Below are 20,823 nucleotides of genomic sequence, written 5' to 3'. Positions count from 1 at the left end.
GCCCTCCGTCGTCTACTGTTCGGCCGTGACCGGCACCCGCGACATCGCGCTCCTCACCAACCCCACGGCGGGCAGGGGGCGCGGCGCGAAGGCCCGCGACGCCGCGCTGCAGCGGCTCCGGGAGGCCGGCATCACCCCACGCACGCTGCAGGGTCGCGACCCGGCCGAGGCGCTCGACCTGGCCCACCAGTGCGTCGCGGACGGCGTGGAGACGCTGGTCGTGGTCGGCGGCGACGGCATGGTGCACCTCGGCGTCCAGGCCACCGCCGGCACCTCCACGGCGCTCGGCCTGATCCCGGCGGGCACCGGCAACGACGTGGCCCGCTACTTCGACCTGCCGCGCAAGGACCCACGGGCCGCCACCGAGCGGCTGCTGGCCGGGGCACCCCGCCGGATCGACCTGGCCCGCAGCGGCGATCGATACTTCCTGACCGTGCTCGCCGCGGGCTTCGACGCGATCGTCAACGAGCGCGCCAACCGGATGACCTGGCCGCGGGGCCAGATGCGCTACAACATCGCGACGCTGGCCGAGCTCCGCGTCTTCGAGCCGATCCCGTACACGCTCGACCTCGACGGCGAGAGCCACCACCTGGAGGCGATGCTGGTCGCCGTCGGCAACGGCCCGTCGTTCGGCGGCGGGCTCCGGATCACCGAGGGCGCCCTCCTCGACGACGGGCTGCTCGACGTGGTCGTCATCAAGCCGATGAGCAAGACCGGCCTGGTCCGCACGTACCCGAAGCTCTTCAAGGGCACCCACGTCACCCACCCCGCCTACGAGCACCACCGCGTCCACTCGGTCACGGTGGCAGCACCCGGCATCGTGTCGTACGCCGACGGCGAGCGCTTCGGCGCGCTCCCGCTCACCGTCGAGTGCGTGCCCGGCGCCCTCACGGTCATCTGCTGACGCGGGCTGGTCGAGCCCGCGGGCCGCAGCCGGTCAGAACGGGTAGGGCGCGATCTGGCCACGGACGGTGAGCCACTGGGTCTCCGTGAACGCCTCGATGTTGGCGGCGGCGCCGCCGAACCGGCTGCCCGTTCCGGACGCGCCGACCCCGCCGAAGGGAGCCTGGGGCTCGTCGGAGACGGTCTGCTCGTTGATGTGGACGATCCCGCTGGGGATCCGGTCGGCGAGCTCCATCGCCTCCCCGACGTCACCCAGCAGCCCGAGTGCGAGGCCGTGCTCGTCGGCCCGGCAGGAGGACACGACGTCGTCGAGCGTCCGGAACGGTGTCACCGGGGCTACCGGGCCGAAGATCTCCGAGCCGAACGCGCTGGTCTCTCCCCGACGGTCCGCGATGACGGTCGGCCGATAGAATAGACGCTCCGACGTGCCGCCGGCCGCCAGGTGCGCGCCACCCGACACGGACTCCGTCACGATCCGGTCGACCCGGGCCCGCTGACCCTCGTCGATCAACGGGCCCAGGGCGACGTCCGACCGGTAGGGGTCGCCCACGGGGAGGGCGTCTGCCTTCGCCGCGAGGGCGGCGACATAGTCGTCGTAGAGGCTCTCGTGCACGAGGTGACGGCCGGTCGTCATGCAGATCTGCCCCTGGTGCAGGAACGATCCGAAGGCACCGGCGGCCGCCGCGGGCTCGACATCGGCCGACCCCAGCACGACGAGTGCGTTGTTGCCGCCGAGCTCGAGGTGGGTGCGCTTGAGCAGGCGGCCGCCCAGTTCGCCGACCGCCCGCCCGGCTCCGGTCGAACCCGTGAACGAGACGACGGAGACCTCGGGCGCCGCGACGACGGCCGCGCCGACATCGACCCCGCCGGGCAGGACGTGGAGCAGTCCCGCGGGCAGGCCGGCCAGCTCGAAGACGCGCGCCAGGGCGACCCCACCCCCGACCGCCGTGCGCGGGTCGGGCTTGAGCAGCACCGCGTTGCCCAGGGCCAGCGCGGGGGCCACGGACCGGATCGACAGCACGAGCGGGAAGTTGAACGGGGCGATGACGGCGACGACCCCGGCCGGGCGCCTGCGCGCGAAGCTCCACCGCGGCTCGTTGGAGGTCAGCACCTCGCCGTGGGGAGCCGTCGGCAGCCCGGCCGCCTCATGGCACTCGGCCGCAGCGACGCGGAGCTCCAGCTCCGCCTTGGTGCGGACCGAGCCGCTCTCTCGCACGATCCAGGTGGCGATCTCGTCGAGGTTCTCCTCCCAGAGCGCGGCGGCTCGACGGAGCACAGCGGCGCGCTCGGACGGGGGGAGTGCCGCCCACCGGGGCTGCGCCGAGGCGGCGTGTCGCGCGGCCGCGGCCACGTCCTCCGGACTGGCCCCACCCACACCGGCCAGCACCTCCCCGGTCGCCGGCTCGACCACGTCGAGAACGGCGGAGGAACGCTGCCATCCCTCGCTGAAGATCGTGTCGTGCCAGACATTGGTCTCGAGGATGGGCATCGCGAACCTCCCGGATCGACTGGACGGCCCCGCGGCCGAAGGGAGCCGACCATCGCAGCACGACCGCGGCGCGTGGAACCACTCCTCGCACCCTGCGGAATACCGGTCAGTTGAACGATGCGGGCGGAAGCCCGCCGACCTGGGCGCGCGCCTGCAGCGCCCTCGAGAGTGCGTGAGCGACGGTTCTGAGCGGCTGTGCCAGACGGGCCGTGTCGATGCTGTCGGCGGCGCCGACCACCGCGAGGGCGGCGACGGCGTCGCGGCCCTCGGCGAAGACCGGAGCCGCCACGGACGCCGTACCGGCGGAGGCCTCCTCGCGCGAGATCGCCACTCCGGTCCGGCGGATGTCGGCCAGGGCCGCTCGAAGCGCGCGCTCGGAGGTGATCGTGGCCGGCGTGAGGCGGGGCAGGCCGTTCTCGACCACCCGTTCCAGGAGCGACGGGTCCCCGAACGCGAGGAGCACCTTGCCGGGCCCGGTGGCGTGCATCGGCAGGCGGCGACCGACTCCGGAGGTCACCCGGACCGACCTGCGCGCGGTGATCTTCTCCAGGTAGAGCACCTCGTCGCCGTCGGGCACGGCCATGTGCACGACCAGGTGCGTCGCCTCGTAGAGATCCTCGAGATAGGGCAGGGCCAGATCGCGCAGCACCCGGGCCGAGGGCACCGCCGCCCCCAGCCGCCACATGTGCAGGCCCAGGCGGTAGCGGCCACGACCGATCCGCTCGACGCCGCCCCACTCCACGAGGGTCGCCAGGATCCGGTGGACCGTGGCTGGCGGCAGCCCGGTGGTCGCGCCGATGGTCGTCGGCGTGTGCGGACCCGGCGTGGCACCGAGGCAGTCGAGGACTCGCAGGCACCGCATGATGGCGGTGTCCGGGGCGCTGCTCGCGCTCGGGGGCATGTCCACTCCTCGTGGTCGTTGCTGTCGACGGGAAGATATTCCGCCACATGCGACAAGCCGTTGTCGAGTGTTCCACGCGTCGACAGGCTCCCGGTCAACGACGAGAGGAGGCTGCACCGGATGCCCGAGACGACTGTGCGTGACGCAGCCCTGGACCTGCTCCGCGAGCTGGGGATGACCACGGTGTTCTCCAACCCGGGCTCGACCGAGATCGACCTGCTCGCGGGTCTCCCGGACGACGTCCGCTTCATGCTCGGGCTGCACGAGGGCTCGGTGGTGGGCATGGCGACCGGCCATGCGCTGGGGACCGGCCGGCCCGCCCTGGCCGTGCTCCACACGACCGCCGGCCTCGGCAACGCGGTCGGGGCGATCGCGACGGCCCGGGTGAACCGGGCGCCGGTCGTCGTGATCGTCGGTCAGCAGGACTCGCGCCACCTGGTCAACGAGCCCTTCCTCGTCGGGCGACTCAATGGGCTGGCGGGGGAGTATCCGGTCTGGTGTGGTCAACCCGGGTCTGCCGCGGACGTGCCCTCACTTCTGCTCCGAGCCACCAATGAGGCGATGCTGCACCGTGGGCCGGCAGTCCTGGTGGTGCCGACCGACTACTGGAGCGCGCCGTGGCCGGACGGCCGGGAGCTGGCGAGTCCACGACGCCTCACCGTGGCCACCGGCGTCCGCGCGGCGGAGCTGGAGGACTACGTCGACGTGCTCGGTGCCGCGGCGTCACCGGTCATCGTCGTCGGTGCGGACGCCGACTCGGCAGCGACCTGGGACGCGGTCGGCCGCCTCGCCGAGGCCCTGGGGTGTGCGGTGTGGCAGGAGCCCTTCGGCGCGCGGGCCGGCTTCCGGCAGGACGACCCCCGCTTCGCGGGCCACCTGCCGGCCCACCGGCGACAGCTGCGCGCGACGCTGGATCCACACGACGTCGTCGTGGTGGTCGGCGCGCCCTCGCTGCGCCAGTACCTGTTCGACGAGGGTCCACTGTTCTCGCCCGGCACTCGGGTGCTGTCCTTGGTCGTCGATCCGACGGAGGCGACGGTCAGTACGGCGGAGCAGCTCGTGCTCGGCTCGTTGGCCCCCGCGTGTACGGCGTTGGCCGATCGGGTCCGGGCCGTGCGAGCCGCACCGACGCCTCCCGGTCGCCCACCGCAGCGACGTCCGCGGCCGCCGGGCCCGACCCGGTTCGACGCCGACGGCGTCCTCAGAGAACTGGCCCGCCGCCTCCCGGAGGACGCGGTGGTCGTGGAGGAGTGTCCCTCGGACCGACACCGGTTGCTCGAGGCGCTGCCTGCCCGGCGTCCCGGAGGCTTCTTCAGCGCGGCGATGGGCGGCCTCGGTTTCGCGATGCCCGCCGCGGCCGGCCTGCGGCTCGCCCAACCGGACCGGCCCGTGGTCGCCGTCGTTGGCGACGGTTCCTCGATGTACGCGATCCAGTCGCTGTGGAGCGCGCAGCACTACGGCATCGGCGTGCTGTACGTCGTCCTCGCGAACGGGGGCTACGCGATCATGGACCAGCTCGCCGCGCCCCACGGCCGGGCGCCGTGGCCCCGGCATCTCGGTCTGGACATCTCCAGCATGGCGCGCGGACTCGGATGTCGTGCCGAGCGCGTGTCCACCACTGCCGAGCTCGCCGCGAGCATGGACGACCTCATCCCCGGCCTCCGTGCTGCGGAGGCTCCCGTACTCATCGAAGCCGTGCTCGACGACGGCGCACAGGAAGGAGCGAAGACGGAATGAACCAGCAGCACGTGGAGGGCTTCGTCGCACCAGACCTCTTGGTGAAGGCCGAGCTCGACGAGTACCTCGGCTCCGGGATGAAGGTGTTCTCGTACCCGTTCGACTCCGTGCGTCCGGGCGAGAACACCTGGATCTCCGTCGCGACCCTGGAGAAGGGCTGGGACAAGCCACGACACAAGCACAACTTCGACCAGTTCCGGTACATCGTGTCGGGCTCGGTGCGACTCGGTGATCACGTGCTGCGAGCCGGCGACTGCGCCTACTTCCCGGAGAGCGTCGCCTACGGGCCGCAGCACCAGGACGAGGACGCCGACGTCCTCGCCGTCCAGTTCCCGGGGGCCAGCGGCCAGTACTACCTGTCGTGGGACGAGCAGGCGCGGGTCGTCGCCCGGCTCGACGCTGAGACGGAGAACTTCGGACTCGACGTGCACGGCCGCCCGATGGAGACCAGCCACCTGGTCTGGGCGGCTCATCAGGGCCGCAAGGTCGAGTACGCGTCGCCCCGCTACCGCGACATCGTGATGATGCGTCCGCAGGCGTTCGACTGGGTGCCTGCGGGTTCCGGCCTCGAGCGCCGCTACCTCGGCATCTTCGGCGAGCGTCGCACCAGCGTCGAGATGGTGCGGATCACCAGCCCCCAGACGCTGCAGCCGATCTCCGAGCACCAGCCGGAGTTCTGGTTCCTGACCGGGGGCTCGTTCACCTGCGACTCGACGACCTTCGGAGTCGGAGCCGGCGCGATGGTGCGCACCGGTGAGACGCACCTCCCGTCCGTGGCCCCGGTCGGGTCCGCCGAGTTCCTCGTCGTCCGTTATCCCCTCCCGCTGCCGATCGCGGCGGCACCCATCCCTGAGGAGCAAGCATGATGCAGTCCAGCAGGTCCCGCCGTTGCCGCACCCGACGCATCGCCGTCCCGTCGCTCGCCGTCGCCGTGGCGATGGGGCTGACCGCCTGCGGCTCCGGGGGCTCCACGGTCGAGACCGACGACGACGGCGTACGGCACGTGTCGGTCGTCGTCGGCGCCTACCCCGTGCTCGAGTCGAGCGTTCCCTGGATCGTGGGCACCGCGAAGGGAACGTTCGCCGAGCACGGAGTCGAGGTCGACGAGATCATCGGCAGCGCCGGCGGCAGCAGCGACATCCGCAACGCCCTGGCGGCCGAGGTGCCGCTGGCCAGCGTCGGCACCCTGGCCGCGGCGGAGGCGGCGCAGAGCGGAATCGAGGTCACCGCGGTCGCAGCGCCCTCACGCAACCTGGCCGGCACGTATCTGGTCGCCTCGCAGAAGTCCGGCCTGAAGACCCTCGACGACGTGCGAGGAAGCGACGGGCTCCGGTGGGGCTACACGAACCCGAAGTCGGTGACCGAATCGTTGGCCTACCTCGCGATGGACGAGTTCGGACTCGCCGAGGGCGACCAGGTGGAGATGGTGTCCTCCGGCGGGTCGGGCGAGGCGGTGACGCTGCTGTCCAGTGGCGACCTCGACCTCGCCTTCATCCCGGCGACGCTCTACGTGGGCAGCGAGCAGCGCTTCGGAGCGATGCTCGGCACCGCCAGCGAGATCGTGCCGGACTACAGCTGGGAGCTGCTCGTGACGACGCCGGCGATCCTCGACGAGAACCGGGACGTCATCAAGGATCTGCTCCAGGGATATGCCGCCGCCGTGGAGTACATCGAGCAGGACCCGGCCGAGGCCGGCAAGCTCTGGGCCGAGGCGGCCGAGATCGATCCCGACGTCGCCGTCGAGGTCCTCGAGGTCGCCGTGGCGGCGGGGGCGTTCGGCACCGGTGGCCTGGACGACAACGGATGGCTCGCGGTCGAGGACAGCCTCGACCGCGCCGGGGTGAAGCAGACGACCACCGCCACGCTGTTCGCCGCCGACTTCATGCAGGACGTGGGCTTCGAACTGCCCGCGCGGCTGCGGTGACCCAGGTGAGCGGGGCGATCGACCGCGCCGCCGTCTCCGTGCGCGCGGTGTCCAAGGCCTACGGCGGGGTGCCGGCAGTCGATGGCATCAGTTTCGAGCTCGCCCCCGGGTCGTTCGTCGCGCTCGTGGGCCCCAGCGGATGCGGGAAGAGCTCGCTGCTCGAGATCATGGCCGGCATCCGCGGTGCCGACCGGGGCGAGGTCGTCGTCGGAGGTCGGCGGGTCGACCGGCCGATCCGTTCGGTCGGCGTGATGTTCCAGGAGGACACCACGCTCCCGTGGCGCACGGTCTACCGCAACGTCGCCTTTCCGCTCGAGGCCTCGCGCCGGGATCGTCACGAGATCGCCGCCAAGGTCGAGGCGGCGCTGCGGATGGTCGACCTGTGGGAGCACCGCACCATGCACCCGGCCGCCCTCTCGGGCGGGATGCGTCAGCGGGTGTCGCTCGCCCGGGTGCTGGCCACCGACCCGTCGGTGCTGCTGCTCGACGAGCCGTTCGGAGCCCTCGACGAGCAGCTGCGCCTCCGGCTGGGGCTCGAGGTGCAGCGCATCTGTCGGGAGCAGGGACGTACCGCCGTGCTCATCACCCACAGCATCCAGGAGGCGGTGCTGCTGGCCGATCGGGTCCTGGTGCTCTCCGGCCGACCCGCGACCGTGGTCCAGGATCTCGAGGTACCGCTGCCCGACCATCGGTCCGCGGACCAGCTGGGCGACCCCCGGGTCGCTCAGGTCGTCGCGAAGGTGTGGGCGTCCCTTGCGTACTAGACGCGACCGACTGTCGCTGCCGGTGTTGCTCGTCGCCGCCGTCGCCGCCTTGGAGGTCGGCTGCCGGGTCGGCCTGATCGACCCGCAGATCGTCGTGCCGCCGACCCAGATGGTCCGGGGAGCGTGGGAGATCGTCGGTCGGGGCGAGGGATGGCGAACGGTCATCCTGCCGTCGGCGACGGCGATCCTGGTCGCGACCTGCTTCTCCGTGCTCATCGGGACCTGCTGCGCCCTTGCGCTCTCGCGGAGCCGGATGATCAGGTCGGCGTGCGAGCCCTACATCGTGGTCCTGCCCGCCATCCCGGTCTTCGCGCTCTACCCCGTGTTCATCGCCGTGCTCGGGCAGGGCGTCGTCTCCCTGGTCCTGACGGGGGTGCTCCTCGGGGTCGTCCCCATGCTGACCCAGGTGCTGGCGGGGCTCGACTCACTGCCTGCGTACCTGGACAAGCTGGCGCGGGTCTACGAGGTGCGCGGCCTCTCGCGCCTGACGCGTCTGACCCTGCCGGGCATGGCCCCCGCGCTGCTGACCGGGCTGCGACTGAGCTCCGCCTACAGCGCCATCGGCGTGATCGCCGCTGAGCTCATCCTGTCCCCGCGGGGCCTCGGCCACGCGATCCACTCGGCGTACGAGAGCTTCGACCTGACCCGGATGTACGGCGCGATCCTGCTCGTGCTGGCGCTGATCGGCTCGATGTACGTCGGCATCGCGATGGTCCAACGGCGGGTACTCGCCCCCGGGCACGTGGAGGTTCGCGCATGAGCTCCCTGGTGCGTGGCGCCGCGACCTACCTGGCCGCGCCCATCGTGGTGCTGGTCCTGTGGCAGGCGATCAGCATGATGGTGGCGAGCCCGTCGGTGCCGACCTCGACCGACGCCGTCGAAGGGATGGTCGATGCCCTCGGCAACCCCCGGTTCCGATCGAGTCTCCTCTCGACGCTGCGGCTGTTGGGGCTGTCGTTCCTGCTTGCTGCCGTCATCGGGATCCTCGCCGGCGCGCTCGCGGGTGGCTCGTCGCTGGCCCGCAGAGTGCTCGGCCCGGTCCTGCACCTGGTGAACGCGACCCCCAAGATCGTGTTCTTCCCGGTGTTCATCCTCGCGCTCGGGCTGGGGGACTCGGCGAAGCTGAGCTTCGCCGTCTTCCACGGCGTGTTCATCGCCGCGATCGTCATGATGGAGGCCACCGAGGGCCTGGACCCCCGCTATCGCAAGGTCATCTCTGCCTACCGACTGCGCCCCGTCCAGGCGACGCGGCTGATCGTGCTTCCCGCGCTGCTGCCCTACGTGGTCACGGCCCTGCGGCTGTGTCTCGCCTTCACCTTCATCGGTCTGATCCTGGCCGAGCTGCTGACCGGCACCGGCGGCATCGGAGGCGAGATCCTCCGGCTGATGCGGCTGGCCGAGGTCGAGCGGATCACCGGGATCGTCCTCCTCGTGATGGTGATCGCGGTGGTGCCCGTGATGCTCCTGCGGGCGGTCGAGGTGCGGATCCGGAGCCGGTACGCCCCGAACCCCTGAGCACGACACCCCTGAGCACGACACCCCTGAGCACGGTCCCGATCGAGAAGGACACCGATGACATCTCCCGACCTCTTCGTCGCCACCTGCGACCTCGGCGCGCAGGTGCGTGGGCGAGGCGCACCCGGATCCCGCCTCGACTCGGTGCTGCGCTCCGGCGTCGGCTGGGTCCCGGCCAACCTGGCGCTGACCGCGTTCGGTGACATCGCCCCGGACAACGCCTTCGGCTCCGCCGGCGATCTCCGGCTGATCCCCGACGAGGCGACGTCCGTCGTGGTGCCCACCGACCCGGAGACCGACGCGCCGGCCCTGCGACTCTTCCTCGCCGACCAGACGCTGACCGACGGGGCGCCGTGGACAGGTTGTCCTCGCGGATTCCTGAGACAGGTGCTCGCCGACTTCGAGCAGACGCTCGGCCTCCGGGTGGTCGCCAGCTTCGAGCACGAGTTCGTGCTCCTCGGGCTGGACGGCTCGCCGCCCTTCTCCCTGCGTCGCCATCGCGATGCGGCCCGCTTCGGCGGCGAGCTCCTCGACCTGTTGGCGAACTGCGGCTTCGAGCCGGAGACCTGGCTGCCCGAGTACGGCGAGTCGCAGTTCGAGATCACCCTCGCGCCGACGGGAGCCCTGGTGGCAGCCGACCGAGCCGTCCTCCTGCGCGAGCTGGTGCGCGACCTGGCGGCCCGGCGCGGGCTGCGGGCGTCCTTCGCCCCGTTGCAGCGCCCCGACGGCACCGGCACGGGCGTGCACGTCCATCTCAGCTTCCGCTCCGCCGACGGGCAGCCGACCCTCTTCGACCCGGCGCGGCCCGGGCGCTTGTCCGAGTCGGGCACGAGATTCGCCGCCGGAGTGCTGCGGCACGCACCTGCACTGAGCGCGTGGACGGCACCCAGCCCCGCGTCCTTCCTGAGGCTCACGCCCCGTCGCTGGAGCAGCGCCGGCGCCTTCCTCGCGGAGCGCAACCGGGAGGCGCTGCTGCGGATCTGCCCGACCACCTCGGCGGACGAGGACGAAGCAGCCCGGCAGCTCAACCTCGAGTACCGCGCGTGCGACGCCACGGCCAACCCCTGGCTCGCACTCGGCCTGCTGCTCCGAGCCGGGCTGGCGGGGATGACCGATCCGAGCTGTCCCAGTCCGACCGTCTGGCCCGAGGACGTCACCACAACCGGCCCGGCCGAGGTGGCGCCGCTTCCGACGAGTCTTCCCGAGGCGCTCGGTGCCCTCGTCGCGGACGAGGAGCTGTGTTCGTGGCTCCCGGCTCCGTTGCTGGACACGTTCCTCGCGGTGAAGCGGCACGAGATCGCTCAGGTCGACGGGCTCGAGGCCGCCGACATGGTGCAGCGGATCGCCGATGTGTACTGAGGAGGTGGGGTCGGTGGCGGCCCGAGACGCAGACCTGCCCACACCGGTCGAGACACAGGCCCAGATCCGGCTCGCGGAGGCCGTGGTGGCACGCAACTACGCGCCGCTGCCGGTGGTGGTCACCGACGCAGACGGTGCCTGGGTGCGCGACATCGAGGGCAGGCGCTACCTCGACTGCCTGGCCGGATACTCCGCGCTCAACTTCGGGCACCGGCATCCGCGCCTCATCGCCGCCGCCGAGCAGCAGCTCCACCGGGTCACGCTGACCAGCCGGGCCTTCCACCACGACCGGCTCGGGCCCTTCTGCCGCGACCTGGCGGAGCTGGCCGGCCTGGAGACGGTGCTCCCGATGAACACCGGCGCCGAGGCCGTCGAGACCGCGATCAAGCTGGTCCGCCGATGGGGATACGAGGCCAAGGGCATCGAGCCGGGCCGGGCGAAGATCGTGGTTGCCGCCGACAGCTTCCACGGCCGCACGACGACGATCGTCGGCTTCTCGAGCGACCACGAGGCACGGAGCGGATTCGGCCCCTTCACGCCGGGCTTCGTGACCGTCCCGTTCGGCGACGCGGACGCGTTGTCGGCGGCGGTCGACGACGAGACCGCGGCCGTGCTGCTCGAGCCGATCCAGGGCGAGGCCGGCGTCATCGTCCCGCCCGACGGCTACCTGAGCGCGGTCCGGGCACTCACCCGGCAGCAGGACGTGCTGTTCGTGGCCGACGAGATCCAGAGCGGTCTGGGCCGGACCGGAACGACGTTCGCCGTCGATCACGAGTCGGTGCGCCCCGACGTCCTGATCCTCGGCAAGGCCCTGGGCGGCGGTCTCCTTCCCGTCTCCGCCGTGCTGGCCACTCGCGACGTCATGCGGGTGATCCGGCCGGGCAGCCACGGCTCGACATTCGGCGGCAACCCCCTGGCGGCCGCGGTCGGCCAGGCGGTTGTCGCACTGCTCGACACGGGCGAGTACCAGGAACGTGCCCGGGCGCTCGGAGAGGCGCTCGCGGCCGGCCTGCACGAGCTCGTCGGACAGGGATTGACGGCCGTCCGGAGCCGGGGTCTGTGGGCGGGTATCGACGTGGAGCCGGACCTGATGAGCGGCCGCCAGCTCTGCGAACGTCTCCTCGGCCGTGGGCTGCTCACGAAGGACACCCACGGGCAGACGGTACGGCTCGCGCCGCCCCTGGTGATCACCCGGTCCGAGATCGAATGGATGATCGAGCAGCTGGCCGACGCGCTGGCCGACGGTCGGGAGGCTCAGCACCACGGTTGACGGAGAGGTGGAGCGTTGCGGCCCCACTAGTGTGGGGCCTATGAGCACCGCGGACGACCAGCAGCTCTCGCCGGCCGAGCGGTACGCCGACTATCGCAAGCACCGGCAGCACCCGGTGCTCAAGGACTTCGTCGCGCTCTACGACTTCCCGCTCGACGACTTCCAGCGCCGGGGGTGCGAGGCGATCGAGGAGGGTCGCGGCGTGCTCGTCGCGGCCCCGACCGGCTCCGGCAAGACGATCGTGGGGGAGTTCGCCGTCCACCTCGCCCTCCAGACCGGCCGCAAGTGCTTCTACACGACGCCGATCAAGGCGCTGTCGAACCAGAAGTACAACGACCTCGTGGCGCGGTACGGCGCCGACCAGGTCGGCCTGCTCACCGGTGACAACGTCGTCAACGGCGAGGCACCGATCGTCGTGATGACCACCGAGGTGCTGCGCAACATGCTGTACGCCGGCAGCCGCACGCTGCTGGGTCTCGGGTTCGTGGTGATGGACGAGGTGCACTACCTCGCCGACCGGGCCCGCGGTGCCGTCTGGGAGGAGGTGATCATCCACCTGCCGGAGTCGGTCGCGCTCGTGTCGCTCTCGGCGACGGTGTCGAACGCCGAGGAGTTCGGCGAGTGGCTGGAGACCGTCCGCGGCGACACCAGCGTGATCGTCGAGGAGCGGCGTCCCGTGCCGCTCTACCAGCACGTCATGGTGGGGAAGCGGCTGCTGGACCTGTTCGCGTCGTCCGACGTCGACGCGGCCGCGGGCTTCGTGAAGGAGGGCGCCCCGGTCAACGACGAGCTGCTCAAGGTGGCTCGCGACGACTGGGCGAGCACCCGCATGCGCGACCGGCGCTCGCCGCGCGACCGCAACCGGAAGGCGACCAGCAAGCACGCGGCCGCCAGGACCGTCGGCAACGGCCGCCGGGTGTGGATCCCCAGCCGGGTCGACGTCATCGACCGGCTCGACCGCGAGGGCCTGCTGCCGGCGATCGTGTTCATCTTCAGCCGGGTCGGCTGCGACGCCGCGGTCACGCAGTGCCTGAACGCCGGGGTGCGGCTCACCACCCCGGAGGAGCGCGACGAGATCTACGCCTACGTCGAGGCCGCCTGCCGACACCTGCCGCCCGACGACCTGCACGTGCTGGGCTACCACGACTTCCTCGACGGCCTGACCCGCGGCGTGGCCGCCCACCACGCCGGCATGCTGCCCACCTTCAAGGAGTGCGTCGAGGAGCTCTACCTGCGCGGGCTCTGCAAGGTCGTCTTCGCGACCGAGACCCTGGCGCTCGGCATCAACATGCCCGCCCGCACGGTCGTGATCGAGAAGCTCGACAAGTGGAACGGCGAGACCCACGCCGCCATCACGCCGGGGGAGTACACCCAGCTCACCGGTCGGGCGGGCCGGCGCGGGCTCGACGTGGAGGGCCACGGAGTCGTGCTCTGGCAGCCCGGCATGAACCCGCGCGAGCTCGCCGGCCTGGCCTCGACGCGCACCTATCCGCTCCGGTCGTCCTTCCGCCCGTCGTACAACATGGCGGTCAACCTCGTGCACCAGTTCGGACGGGCCCGCTCGCGGGAGCTGCTCGAGCAGTCGTTCGCCCAGTTCCAGGCCGACAAGGCGGTCGTCGGGCTGGCCCGGCAGCTGCACAAGGCCGAAGAGGCGCTCGACGGCTACCGGGAGGCCGCGACCTGCGACCGCGGCGACTTCATGGAGTACGCCGCGCTGCGCCGCCGGATCGGCGAGGTCGAGAAGGGCGCCAGCCGGGCGCGCAAGGCGGACCTGCGCGACGAGGCGATGGCCTCGCTGCGCGAGCTGAAGCCCGGCGACGTGATCATGGTGCCGACCGGCAAGTTCGCCGGCTGGGCGGTCGTGGTCGACCCTGGCTGGTCGCCCGAGGGGCCGCGGCCCTACGTCGTGACGTCGGATCGGCAGGCCCGGCGGCTGGCCATGATCGACTTCCCGGCCCCGGTGGCGGCGCAGGCGAAGGTCCGGATCCCGAAGAACTTCAACGGCCGCAACCCGCAGATGCGGCGCGACCTGGCCTCCGCGCTGCGGTCGAAGACCCACGACCTGGCGCCGCCCCGGCTGGCCAAGCAGGGTGCCCGGCGTACCGACCCGACGCGGACCCACGCCGACGAGGAGATCGCCCGGCTCCGCGCGGAGCTCCGTGGGCATCCGTGCCACGACTGCCCGGACCGGGAGGACCACGCCCGCTGGGCCGAGCGCTACTTCAAGCTCGACAAGGACGCCCAGACCCTGCGCCGGCGGGTGGAGCAGCGCACCAACACGGTCGCACGGCAGTTCGACCGCGTCTGCGACGTGCTGACGGCTCTGGACTACCTCGAGGGCGACGCCATCACCGATCGGGGCCGGCACCTGATGCGGCTGTACTCCGAGATGGATCTGGTCGCCGCCGAGTCGATCCGCCTCGGGCTGTGGGACGACCTCGCGCCGTCGGGCCTCGCCGCGGCGCTGTCCGTGCTGGTCTTCGAGGCGCGCCGCCCCGACGACGCGAGCGCCCCTCGCCTGCCCGGCGGTGCGATCCGAGAGGCGATCGGCGAGATGGTCAGGCTCTGGGGCAGCCTCGACGCGCTCGAGCGCGACCACCGGCTCGACTTCCTGCGCGCGCCCGACCTGGGCTTCGCCTGGGTCGCCTACCGGTGGGCGGAGGGCGACGAGCTCGACGACGTGCTGGTGGCCAGCGACCTCGCCGCCGGTGACTTCGTGCGGTGGATGAAGCAGCTGATCGACCTGGCTGGACAGGTCGCGGACGCCTCCGGCCCGGGGCCGCTGCGGGAGACCGCACGCGAGGTCGTGCGCCGCCTGCGCCGCGGCGTGGTGGCCTACTCCAGCCTGGCCGACGACGAGGAGTGACCGGGCGGTTCCGAGCGGCCGACACCGCCCCGGCGCGGACCGGGGCGGTGTCGGACGGAGCTCAGCGCGTGACGCTCACATCGCTGTCCAGCGTGGTCACACCGGGCACCTTCGGCGCCGTCAGCTCGGTGTGCACGACCCCGCTGCCCTTCTTCACCCCCTTCGCGGTCACCGTGTAGGTGAACGTGTCACCGGGCGTCGGGTCGGTCGAGGTCACGCGCAGCGTCCCGGTCGGCAGCGTCGCGGACATGTCACCCTCCCCGGCCTCGTTCTCCGCGCCGACCAGGAAGGGCTGTCCGCCCGGGTCGGTCTGCGGGGCGCTGTACTCGTAGGTGATGTCCTGGGTCGGCTGGGTGCCGATCCAGACCTGGAAGTGCCGGGTGTCGGTCGTCCCGAACACGTTGACATCCCACTGGACGACGATCCATTGGCTCACGCCGTCGGTGAGGGTGCCCACCCTGACCCCGGGCGCGCCGGTGCCGTTCAGGTCGGACCAGAAGGGCGCGAGCACGTTGTTCGGCCGCGCCGAGGACGCGCCGGACGGCAGCGTGCAGCACTCGTTGTCCTCCGAGGTGGCGCCGCCGACGACGAGATAGCCGTTGGTGTCGATGCCGATGCTGCTTGCCGCCTTGCCGTTGAACATGAACGACGGCGTCGTGAAGTTGAGGACGTCCTCGTCCCCGACCGAGATCGGGGCGATCCCGAACCCGGCCAGGTCCAGGAACCCGCCGCCGGGGGAGTCGCTGGCCGGAGCCACCGACGGCACCCCCAGGCTGGCGCCGGCCAGGGTGGTGAGACCGCTGACCTTGCCGCCCCGCAGGCGGCCCGCCGTAGTGCCGGTGAGCTGGAGCCGGTCGTTGGTCGTGGTGGTGAACGAGACCGCCTGTGCGTCGAAGTCGGTGTTGGTCGCCGAGATCGTGCAGGTCGTCATCGCCTTGACCCGCACGCTGGCCGGGTCGCAGGACTGGGTCGCCGTCACGGTGCCCTGCTGGCGGATGAACGCCACCGGCAGGTGCAGGTCGCCGCGGTTGGTGTCGAAGTACACCGTGCCGAACTGCTGGGCGCCGATCGGGGCGTCCGAGGTGAGCCGCATCTCGACCGACGTCGACCGGCCGGGCTTGAGCGTGAACGACCGCGGCGAGAAGCTGATCTCCGTGGCGTCGGGCAGCGACGCGTACGCCTTCACGTGCAGCGTCTTGCCGGTCACGTTCTGCACGGTCCGGACCGTGTCGATGTAGCCGGGCATCGTGGGTGCGTTGATCGACGGGATGTTCAGGTCGATCGCATGCACCGGGTCCGCGGTGTAGGCCAACATGTCGTCGGTCGTGTCCGAGATCGTCATCGGCGCGTCGGCCGCGCGCCCGACGTCGATCCGGCCGGCGCCCATGTCGAACGCGTCGGCCGGAGTCGTCTCGTCCTCCTTGACGACCTTCGTGAGCGACTGCGTCATCATGGCCGACTTGATCTGGCCCGGCGTCCAGCCCGGGTGGAGCGCCTTGAGCAGGATCGCCGCTCCCGCGATGTGCGGAGCCGACATCGATGTCCCCGCGATCACCTGGTAGTACTCGCCGGGCGGTCCGTTGACGACCTCGGTCGGGGTGGGCGTCATCGCCGCAAGGATCTGGACCCCGGGCGCGGTGATGTCGGGCTTGATGAAGGAGCCGCCCGGGCCGCGTGAAGAGAACGCCGCCATCACGTCGCCCTTGCCGGTGTCGGCCCGGCCCGCCGTGAAGCTGGCGGTGACGCCGGAGTGGGCGGCGAGGAACGCCGTCAGGTCGGTGCCGTCGGCCACGTGCACCGACGGCAGCCAGTGGTTGTCGGTCTCCACGTCGGCCAGGGTCGGGTTGTAGAGGATCATCCCGGCCGCGCCGCCCTGCAGCACGTTGTAGCCCTTCTCGACCCGGCCGTTGACGCCGCGCTGGCAGACCACGATCTGCCCGGTGAAGGTCCCGGCGGGCGCCGGGGTCTGGCACAGCGGGTCGCCGTACGGCGCTGCCGATGCGGGCGTCACCGGGGCCGGACCGGCGCCCGCGGTGATCGACGCACCCTTGACCGAGTACGTCGCGCCGTCACCGGCGGTCAGGGTCAGCGTGGAGGTGAACGACCGCGTCTGGGTGGAGGCGGCCACGGTGGTGACCCACGGGCTCAGGTGGTCCGAGGTGGATGCTCCCGGACCGCTGTTGCCCGCCGAGGCCGCGACGAAGACGCCGGCGTTGTAGGCGTCGAGGAAGGCGAGCTCGGTCGAGTCGGTGAGCGGGCTGCTCCCACCGCTGATGGAGTAGTTGATGACGTCGGCGCCGTCGACGATCGCCTGCTGGACCGCGGCGGTCAGGTCGGAGGCGTAGCCGCCCTGGGGGCCGAGGGCCTTGTACTCCACGACCCAGGCGCCGGGGGCGACGCCGTTGACCCGGGAGAGCGTCGGTCCGAGCGTCTTGACGTTCGTGACGATGTCGCCCGCGGAGGTCGACGACGTGTGCGAGCCGTGGCCCTCGGAGTCGCGCGCGGTACCGGGGTAGACCAGGTCGTCGTTCAGGGCGGCGTAGGTGTCGAGGAAGGGCTGGCCGCCGATCAGCTTGTTGTTGCAGACGAACGGGTCGTCGGCCGGCGTCAGCGGGTTGTCGCCGAACGCGCAGGCCCGGGCCGGGCCCGGGGGAGCGGACAGGTTTCCGTGGTCGGCGAAGGAGGGGTGCTCGGGCCACAGACCGGTGTCGATGTTGGCGAGGATGATCCCCTTGCCGGCGCTCCTCGTCGTGCGCAGCTCCTCGTAGGCCGCCGTGGCGTTGATGAACCGGGTGCTCGAGTCCGTCAGCGGCTGCCGCAGCGCGTCCCGCTGGACCGCCACGACGCCGGGCACGGCGAGCAGCGTGCGGATCTGGTTGCCGGGCACGACGGCCGAGACACCGCCGTACGCGACCTGGTAGCTCTGGTCGATGCTGGTGGCCGGGACGGCCGCCTCGACCCGGCGACTGATCGCCCGCTCCTGGCGGTTCACGTACGCGCGGTAGTCGCGGAGCGCGCTGGTCCCGGCGGTCACCGGACGGCCGGTCACGCTCGGGCTGGTCGCCGCAAGCCCGGGCACGGTGCCGGTGTAGCTCGCGATCGCGTCGTAGTCGTACTTGATGACGACGGGGACGCGCTTGGCCGAATCGAGCTTGAGCAGGGACGGCGAGGTCTCGGCCATGGAGCTCGACGGCGCCTTGTCGCCGCTGGACCGGCCGGTCAGGGTCGGCTGGGTATCGGCGATCGTGAAGCCGTCGCCGGGCGGACCTCCGCTGGCCGGAGCCGCGGTCGCGACCAGGCCGGTGATCGCGAGGGCCGCAGCCGAGCCGGCCACGGCGAGTCGGAGCTGACGAGAGTGGGGCGCGCGTGGGGACATGCTGGTCCGCCTTCCATGAGACCGAGATTGCGCCGCACGGAGCCCGGGGCCCGTGACGTCGCGACCCCGGCACCGCACTTCTCGGACCGTAGGGCCCCCACGGGTACGGCGACAAGACACGTCCCCAGTTTTTGACGTGGACCGCCGCCGCGGCCTCAGCGTGGTTCCAGGCTCAGCATCGAGGCTCAGCCCGCGGTCGCGACCGCCTCGGCCACCGGGGTGTCCCCGCCCACCAGGTCCCACTGCCGGCCGACGGTGCGCGGAGCATCCACGACGGCGGCGAGCACCGCGGCGACGTCGGCACGGGTCACATCGCCCCGCAGCACGGAGGAGCCGAGGGTGACCAACCCGGTCGCCGGGTCGTCGGTGAGGCGGCCGGGACGGATGATCGTCCAGTCGAGATCGCTGGATCGCAGGGCCGCGTCGGCGTCGCGCTTGGCCTCGACGTATGCCCGCCACACCTCGCCGGTGTCGTCGGGCAGCGGGTCGTCGACGCCGATGGCGGAGACCTGGACGAAGCGCCGGATCCCGGCCGAGCGGGCGCCCTCGATCGACTTCAGCGAGCCCTCCAGGTCGACGGTCCGCTTCCGCTCCTTGTTACCGTCCGGCCCACCGCCCGCGGCGAACACCACCGCCGCACACCCCGCGAATGCCGCGGCGAAGTCGGCGGCACCCTGCTCCTCGATGTCGAGCAGCCGCACCTGCGCGCCCCGCTGCTCGAGCTCGGCCCGGTAAGACTCCCGCCGGACCAGCGCCACCACGTCGTGGTCGGAGCGCCGGAGGTCGTGGATGAGATGGCGGGCCACCTGGCCGTGGCCCCCGACGATCGCGATCCGGCTCATGCCCACCACCGTACGGCGTCGACGGGTCAGCCGCAGAGCGCCTCGGTCAGCCGCTGCACGGGCGACTCGATGCCCCACGTCGTGCCGAGCTCGGCGACCCGCGCCAGGTCGCGCGGCTCGCGCGGCAGCCGGGTGTCGGGGGAGTCGAGGTCGAGCTCGCGAGCGACGGCCACGACCCGGGGTGCCACCTCGAGGTAGCCGGCTGCGGCCTTGATCTTGCCGCGCGGGCCCGGCCCCAGGTCGGAGTCGGGGTCCAGCGCGGCCGCGACGATCCCGTCCATGTCGCCGAACCGGCCGAGCAGGGTCGCCGCGGTCTTCTCGCCCACGCCGGCGACGCCCGGGAGCCCGTCGGAGGCATCGCCGCGCAGCGTGGCGAAGTCGGCGTACTGTGCGGCGTCGATGCCGTACTTCTCGCGCACCCAGTCGTTGGTGACCCGCTCGTGCCTGCCGACGCCGCGAGCGATGTAGAGCACCCGCACGTCGCGCACGTCGTCGACCAGCTGGAACAGGTCCCGGTCCCCGGTGACGACGTCGACCGGCTGCGTCGCCTGCGTGGCGAACGACCCGATCACGTCGTCGGCCTCGTAGCCGTCGACGCCCCGCACGCAGAGCCCGAAGGCCTCCAGGACATCGCGGATGATCGGCACCTGCACCTCCAGCGGGTCGGGCACCTCCTCGACGTCGGGGGCGTCGCTGCGCTCGGCGACCACCCGGTGCGCCTTGTACGACGGCAGCAGGTCGACCCGCCACTGCGGACGCCAGTCGTTGTCCCAGCAGCAGACCAGGTCGCTCGGCCGGTAGTCGGTCACCAGCCGGGAGATGAAGTCCAGGAAGCCCCGCACGGCGTTGACCGGGGTGCCGTCCGGCGCCGCGATCTCCGGGACCCCGAAGAAGGCCCGGAAGTACATCGAAGCGGAGTCGAGGAGCATCAGTCGGCCGGCCTGGGAATCGGTCACAGCCGCATCCTCCCACGCGATTGGGTCTAGTCTGTCCGCCGTGAGCCAGCCCGAACTCGAAGCCACGGACCGCAAGATCCTCGAGCTCCTGGCCGGTGACGGCCGGATGTCCTTCACGGATCTGGGCAAGTCGACGGGACTCTCCACCTCGGCGGTCCACCAGCGCGTCAAGCGGCTCGAGCAGCGCGGGCTGATCCTCGGCTACGGCGCGACCATCGACCACGAGCAGCTCGGGCTGCCGCTGACTGCGTTCATCTCGATCCGCCCGATCGATCCCTCCCAGCCCGACGACTCCCCGGAGCGGTTGCGCGGGATCGGCGAGATCGAGTCGTGCTGGTCGGTCGCGGGCGACGAGTCCTACATCCTCAAGGTGCGCGTCGCCGCCCCGACCGACCTCGAGGATCTGCTCGCCCGGGTGCGGGCTGCGGCCAACGTGTCGACGCGCACGACGATCGTGCTGTCGACGCCCTACGAGAACCGCTCCGTCGTCTGAGCGTCGCGGGTTGAGGTGCTCCGGAGCGAGGGACGAGCGCAGGAGCCTCGAAACCCCGTGAGCCGAGAAGCAGCCCCACGCCCCGCCTGGTCTTCGGGCGGTGGTGGTTTCGAGGCTCGGCGCTGGCGCGCCTCACACCTCAACCACCGGTGGTTGAGGTGCTCCGGAGCGAGGGACGAGCGCAGGAGCCTCGAAACCCCGTGAGCCGAGAAGCAGCCCCACGCCCCGCCTGGTCTTCGGGCGGTGGTGGTTTCGAGGCTCGGCGCTGGCGCGCCTCACACCTCAACCACCGGTGGTTGAGGTGCTCCGGAGCGAGGGACGAGCGCAGGAGCCTCGAAACCCCGCGACCCGAGAAGCAGCCCCACGCCCCACGTGGTCTTCGGGCGGTGGTGGTTTCGAGGCTCGGCGCCGGCGCGCCTCACACCTCA

16 protein-coding genes are annotated in these 20,823 nt (G+C 71.8%); 11 read left to right on the top strand and 5 right to left on the bottom strand.

What is annotated here, in order from left to right; genetic code table 11:
- The first annotated feature begins 25 nt into the window (after positions 1-25).
- The gene (locus KM427_RS13245; protein ID WP_252274461.1) at positions 26-904 is read left to right on the top strand and encodes a diacylglycerol/lipid kinase family protein; all 879 of its coding nucleotides are present in this window, start codon (positions 26-28) and stop codon (positions 902-904) included.
- Positions 905-937: 33 nt separating this feature from the next.
- Here the strand turns inward: KM427_RS13245 and KM427_RS13240 are convergent, their stop codons facing one another.
- Together KM427_RS13240 and KM427_RS13235 are read right to left on the bottom strand one after the other, a co-directional pair.
- The gene (locus KM427_RS13240; protein WP_215524161.1) at positions 938-2,392 is read right to left on the bottom strand and encodes an aldehyde dehydrogenase family protein; all 1,455 of its coding nucleotides are present in this window, start codon (positions 2,390-2,392) and stop codon (positions 938-940) included.
- A 106-nt stretch (positions 2,393-2,498) separates the two neighbouring features.
- The gene (locus KM427_RS13235) at positions 2,499-3,293 is read right to left on the bottom strand and encodes an IclR family transcriptional regulator (protein WP_183594709.1); all 795 of its coding nucleotides are present in this window, start codon (positions 3,291-3,293) and stop codon (positions 2,499-2,501) included.
- 120 nt (positions 3,294-3,413) lie between these two features.
- Here KM427_RS13235 and KM427_RS13230 point away from each other — a divergent pair, with 120 nt between their 5' ends.
- The 9 genes from KM427_RS13230 to KM427_RS13190 are packed head-to-tail and all read left to right on the top strand — an operon-like array spanning position 3,414 to position 14,728.
- A complete protein-coding gene (locus KM427_RS13230) occupies positions 3,414-5,030 on the top strand; it encodes a thiamine pyrophosphate-dependent enzyme (protein ID WP_215524160.1) in 1,617 nt (538 codons plus the stop codon).
- Entirely contained in the window at positions 5,027-5,896 is an 870-nt protein-coding gene (locus KM427_RS13225; protein ID WP_215524159.1) for a cupin domain-containing protein, read from the top strand. Before KM427_RS13230 ends, KM427_RS13225 begins: the two co-directional genes overlap by 4 nt.
- Complete coding sequence (locus KM427_RS13220) at positions 5,893-6,954, top strand: ABC transporter substrate-binding protein (RefSeq protein ID WP_215524158.1); 1,062 nt, start codon at positions 5,893-5,895, stop codon at positions 6,952-6,954. The genes KM427_RS13225 and KM427_RS13220 overlap by 4 nt, the downstream gene beginning before the upstream one ends.
- Positions 6,955-6,959: 5 nt before the next feature.
- A complete protein-coding gene (locus KM427_RS13215) occupies positions 6,960-7,718 on the top strand; it encodes an ABC transporter ATP-binding protein (protein ID WP_183594713.1) in 759 nt (252 codons plus the stop codon).
- The gene (locus KM427_RS13210) at positions 7,708-8,478 is read left to right on the top strand and encodes an ABC transporter permease (protein WP_215524157.1); all 771 of its coding nucleotides are present in this window, start codon (positions 7,708-7,710) and stop codon (positions 8,476-8,478) included. The genes KM427_RS13215 and KM427_RS13210 overlap by 11 nt, the downstream gene beginning before the upstream one ends.
- Complete coding sequence (locus KM427_RS13205) at positions 8,475-9,233, top strand: ABC transporter permease (RefSeq protein ID WP_215524156.1); 759 nt, start codon at positions 8,475-8,477, stop codon at positions 9,231-9,233. The genes KM427_RS13210 and KM427_RS13205 overlap by 4 nt, the downstream gene beginning before the upstream one ends.
- Positions 9,234-9,290: 57 nt before the next feature.
- On the top strand, positions 9,291-10,592 hold the full coding sequence (locus KM427_RS13200; RefSeq protein WP_215524155.1) for a type I glutamate--ammonia ligase: 1,302 nt from the start codon (positions 9,291-9,293) through the stop codon (positions 10,590-10,592).
- A 13-nt stretch (positions 10,593-10,605) separates the two neighbouring features.
- The gene (rocD, locus tag KM427_RS13195; RefSeq protein WP_286674188.1) at positions 10,606-11,862 is read left to right on the top strand and encodes an ornithine--oxo-acid transaminase; all 1,257 of its coding nucleotides are present in this window, start codon (positions 10,606-10,608) and stop codon (positions 11,860-11,862) included.
- Positions 11,863-11,902: 40 nt separating this feature from the next.
- Entirely contained in the window at positions 11,903-14,728 is a 2,826-nt protein-coding gene (locus KM427_RS13190; protein WP_215524153.1) for a DEAD/DEAH box helicase, read from the top strand.
- Between the two features lie 61 nt (positions 14,729-14,789).
- Here the strand turns inward: KM427_RS13190 and KM427_RS13185 are convergent, their stop codons facing one another.
- From KM427_RS13185 to KM427_RS13175, 3 genes are all read right to left on the bottom strand, one after another.
- Positions 14,790-18,104, bottom strand: a complete 3,315-nt coding sequence (locus tag KM427_RS13185) for a S8 family serine peptidase (RefSeq protein WP_252274459.1) — start codon at positions 18,102-18,104, stop codon at positions 14,790-14,792.
- A gap of 185 nt (positions 18,105-18,289) precedes the next feature.
- Complete coding sequence (locus KM427_RS13180; protein ID WP_215524152.1) at positions 18,290-18,946, bottom strand: NAD(P)H-binding protein; 657 nt, start codon at positions 18,944-18,946, stop codon at positions 18,290-18,292.
- 26 nt (positions 18,947-18,972) lie between these two features.
- The gene (locus KM427_RS13175; protein WP_183594721.1) at positions 18,973-19,875 is read right to left on the bottom strand and encodes a 5'-3' exonuclease; all 903 of its coding nucleotides are present in this window, start codon (positions 19,873-19,875) and stop codon (positions 18,973-18,975) included.
- Positions 19,876-19,942: 67 nt separating this feature from the next.
- Here KM427_RS13175 and KM427_RS13170 point away from each other — a divergent pair, with 67 nt between their 5' ends.
- Positions 19,943-20,395 carry an Lrp/AsnC family transcriptional regulator gene (locus KM427_RS13170; RefSeq protein WP_252274457.1) on the top strand — a complete coding sequence of 151 codons (453 nt, stop codon included), beginning with the start codon at positions 19,943-19,945 and terminating at the stop codon, positions 20,393-20,395.
- The last annotated feature ends 428 nt before the right edge of the window (positions 20,396-20,823 follow it).

It is taken from the genome of Nocardioides sp. LMS-CY (genome assembly GCF_018732145.1).
Classification (GTDB): Bacteria; Actinomycetota; Actinomycetes; order Propionibacteriales; family Nocardioidaceae; genus Nocardioides; species Nocardioides soli.
Note: the sequence above shows the minus strand (reverse complement) of the source record. Positions and strands in the feature narration are given on the sequence as shown.

Excerpts from the sequence above, each read along its gene's own strand:
- KM427_RS13200 (WP_215524155.1), top strand. The coding sequence starts at position 9,291 with ATGACATCTCCCGACCTCTTCGTCGCCACCTGCGACCTCGGCGCGCAG.
- KM427_RS13240 (WP_215524161.1), bottom strand. The coding sequence starts at position 2,392 with ATGCCCATCCTCGAGACCAATGTCTGGCACGACACGATCTTCAGCGAG.
- KM427_RS13230 (WP_215524160.1), top strand. The coding sequence starts at position 3,414 with ATGCCCGAGACGACTGTGCGTGACGCAGCCCTGGACCTGCTCCGCGAG.
- KM427_RS13225 (WP_215524159.1), top strand. The coding sequence starts at position 5,027 with ATGAACCAGCAGCACGTGGAGGGCTTCGTCGCACCAGACCTCTTGGTG.
- KM427_RS13220 (WP_215524158.1), top strand. The coding sequence starts at position 5,893 with ATGATGCAGTCCAGCAGGTCCCGCCGTTGCCGCACCCGACGCATCGCC.
- KM427_RS13180 (WP_215524152.1), bottom strand. The coding sequence starts at position 18,946 with ATGAGCCGGATCGCGATCGTCGGGGGCCACGGCCAGGTGGCCCGCCAT.
- KM427_RS13175 (WP_183594721.1), bottom strand. The coding sequence starts at position 19,875 with ATGCTCCTCGACTCCGCTTCGATGTACTTCCGGGCCTTCTTCGGGGTC.
- KM427_RS13190 (WP_215524153.1), top strand. The coding sequence starts at position 11,903 with ATGAGCACCGCGGACGACCAGCAGCTCTCGCCGGCCGAGCGGTACGCC.
- KM427_RS13185 (WP_252274459.1), bottom strand. The coding sequence starts at position 18,104 with ATGTCCCCACGCGCGCCCCACTCTCGTCAGCTCCGACTCGCCGTGGCC.
- KM427_RS13205 (WP_215524156.1), top strand. The coding sequence starts at position 8,475 with ATGAGCTCCCTGGTGCGTGGCGCCGCGACCTACCTGGCCGCGCCCATC.
- KM427_RS13235 (WP_183594709.1), bottom strand. The coding sequence starts at position 3,293 with ATGCCCCCGAGCGCGAGCAGCGCCCCGGACACCGCCATCATGCGGTGC.